General features: G+C 65.4%; 3 protein-coding genes. All 3 read right to left on the bottom strand.

All coding sequences use genetic code 11. The features are described from left to right. Window positions 1-883: CheR family methyltransferase (locus HLUSI_RS0124825; RefSeq protein ID WP_016836505.1), on the bottom strand; the 883-nt coding region annotated here is incomplete at its 3' end. After that, a complete protein-coding gene (locus tag HLUSI_RS30630; protein ID WP_016836504.1) occupies window positions 880-1,341 on the bottom strand; it encodes a chemotaxis protein CheW in 462 nt (153 codons plus the stop codon). The genes HLUSI_RS0124825 and HLUSI_RS30630, both read right to left, overlap by 4 nt. Before the next feature lie 10 nt (window positions 1,342-1,351). Beyond that, window positions 1,352-2,385: methyl-accepting chemotaxis protein (locus tag HLUSI_RS0124815; protein ID WP_016836503.1), on the bottom strand; the 1,034-nt coding region annotated here is incomplete at its 5' end.

Here is a 2,385-nt window from a genome sequence, read left to right as displayed (position 1 = left end):
CCACGATCGTCGGCGGCGGCAGGTCCGCGCGATCCCCCGCTTTCTTGCGGCGAAAACCGAAACTGAGCGGGATGCCGATGGATTCGATATGCGGCTTGAGCAGCAGCCCGGCCTCGGCCGGACCGACGAAAATGCAACCGTCGCGGTCGAGCAGCCGCTCCAGCACCTGCACCGCCCGCAGTTGCACCTCGCGATCGAAGTAGATCAGCACGTTGCGGCAGAAGATGAAATCGTAAGGCGCCTCATTGAGCATGAAGTCGGCAGCCAGCATGTTGCCGAAGCGGAAAGCGACCTGCTGCCGCACATCCTCGGCCAGCGCCCGGTCGTACTGGCCGGCGCCTTCGTGATCGTAGGTGAAATGGCGTTCGCGATAGTCGAGCTGTTTGCCGCGGAACGAATTGCGTCCATAGACGGCCCGCTGCGCTGCGGCCAGTGAACGGTGGCAGATGTCGACGCCGTCGATGCGGAATTGCGCGGGCGGCACGCCGGCCTCAAGCAGCGCCATCGCGATGGAATACGGTTCTTCGCCGGTCGAACACGGCAGGCTCAGGATACGGACGGTGGCGTTGGGCGCACGAACTATTTTGTCGCGGGCCAGGCGCGCGACGGCGAGGATCGCTTCGCGGTCGCGGAAGAACCAGGTCTCCGGCACCACCACGAGTTCGATGAGCTCCTGCAGTTCGCCCACGCCGGATTGCAGCACGTCCAGGTAGCCGGTCGTGTCGGCCAGACCCAGCACATGCATGCGTTCGCGCACGCCGCGCTCGATCAGTGCGCGGCCTACCGACGCAATGTCCAGTCCCATGTGCTGCTTGAGCATGGCGGCGATCGGCTCGACCGCCACATGGCGAGCATGGACAATTGGCGAAGCATTGGCGCTCATGCCGGGCTCTCCTCGGGAAACAGCAAGGCCTGCACCTCGGCATCGAGCATGTCGGCGACCTTGACCCATTGGATCAGGCTGTCGCCGTGGCGCATGACCGGGCCGAGGTAGCGAGCATTGTCGTGCGCCAGGCCCGAGCCGGTGAAATCGGCCGCTTCGCAACGCAGCGTATCGGTGGCGCGCTCGACGATCAGTCCCAGCAGTTGCGGCGTTTTCCCTTCAGGCGTGTAGCGGACCAGCACCATGCGCGTGCTCAGGCGCGCGGCGGCAGGCGTGCCGAGCGCCAGCATGCTCACGTCCAGCACCGGCACGTTGCTGCCTTCGTGGCTGAAGATGCCGCGCACCCAGGGCGGCGCTTCGGGTACCTGCTTGCATGGCGCCGGCGGCAACACCACCGCCACCTGGGCGGCGTCGAGCGCATAACGCTCATTGCCGATCTGGAAAATCAGGAATAGCATGGCCGGCCGCTCAGGCCGATACCTTGAAGCGCGAGACGCCGTTGCGCAGGCCGTTCGACACCAGGTTCAGTTCGTCGATGGCCTGGCTCGATTGCTGCAGCGACTCGACGGTCTGCTGGGCTGCTTCGCTCAGCTGCAGCAGCGCCTGGTTGATCTGCTCGGCGCTGTTGGCTTGCGCCTGCATGCCTTCGTTGACCACCTGGAAGCGCGGCGCCAGCGCCTGCACCTGGGCGATGATCTGCGACAGCTGGGTGCCGACCTGCTGCACTTCGGCCATGCCGCGGCGGACCTGGTCGGAGAACTTGTCCATGCCCATGACGCCGGCGGCGACGGCGGACTGGATTTCCTTGACCATCAGTTCGATGTCGTACGTGGCCACGGCGGTCTGGTCGGCCAAGCGACGGATTTCGGTCGCCACGACCGAGAAGCCGCGGCCGTATTCACCGGCCTTTTCGGCTTCGATGGCAGCGTTCAGCGACAACAGGTTGGTCTGGTCGGCGACCTTGGTGATGGTGGTGACGACCTGGTTGATGTTGCCGGCCTTCTCGTTGAGGATGGCCAGCTTGCCGCTGACCGAGCCGGCCGCTTCCATGACGTCCTGCATGGTGTCTTCCATGCGCGTCAAGCCCGCCTGTCCATTGCCGGCCAGGGCGGAGGTCTGCTCGGAGACTACCGACACCTCGTTCATGGTGCGCACCAGGTCGCGCGAGGTGGAATGGATCTCGCGCGAGGTCGCGCCGATCTCGGTGGTCGTGGCGGCCGTCTCGGAGGCGGTGGCCTGTTGCTGGCGCGACGTTGCAGCGATTTCCGTGACCGAGGTCGACACCTGCGCCGAGGATTTCTGCGCCTGGCCGACCAGCGCGGTGAGTTCATCGGTCATGCGATTGAAGCCTGCCGCCAGATGCGAAAACTCGTCGCGGCGTTCGAAATACAGCCGTTGCGAAAAATCGCCGGCGCGCATCACGTCGAGGATGCCCATCAGGCGCTGCATCGGGCCGGTGATCGCGCGCAGCAGGAAGTAGCCGCATACCACTGCCGCCGCGT

Origin of the sequence: Herbaspirillum lusitanum P6-12 (assembly GCF_000256565.1) — a bacterium.
GTDB lineage: Bacteria > Pseudomonadota > Gammaproteobacteria > Burkholderiales > Burkholderiaceae_D > Herbaspirillum > Herbaspirillum lusitanum.
This window is presented reverse-complemented; position numbering and strand designations above follow the sequence as displayed.

Coding starts and splice junctions, on each gene's coding strand:
- HLUSI_RS30630 (WP_016836504.1), bottom strand. CDS start 1,341: ATGCTATTCCTGATTTTCCAGATCGGCAATGAGCGTTATGCGCTCGAC.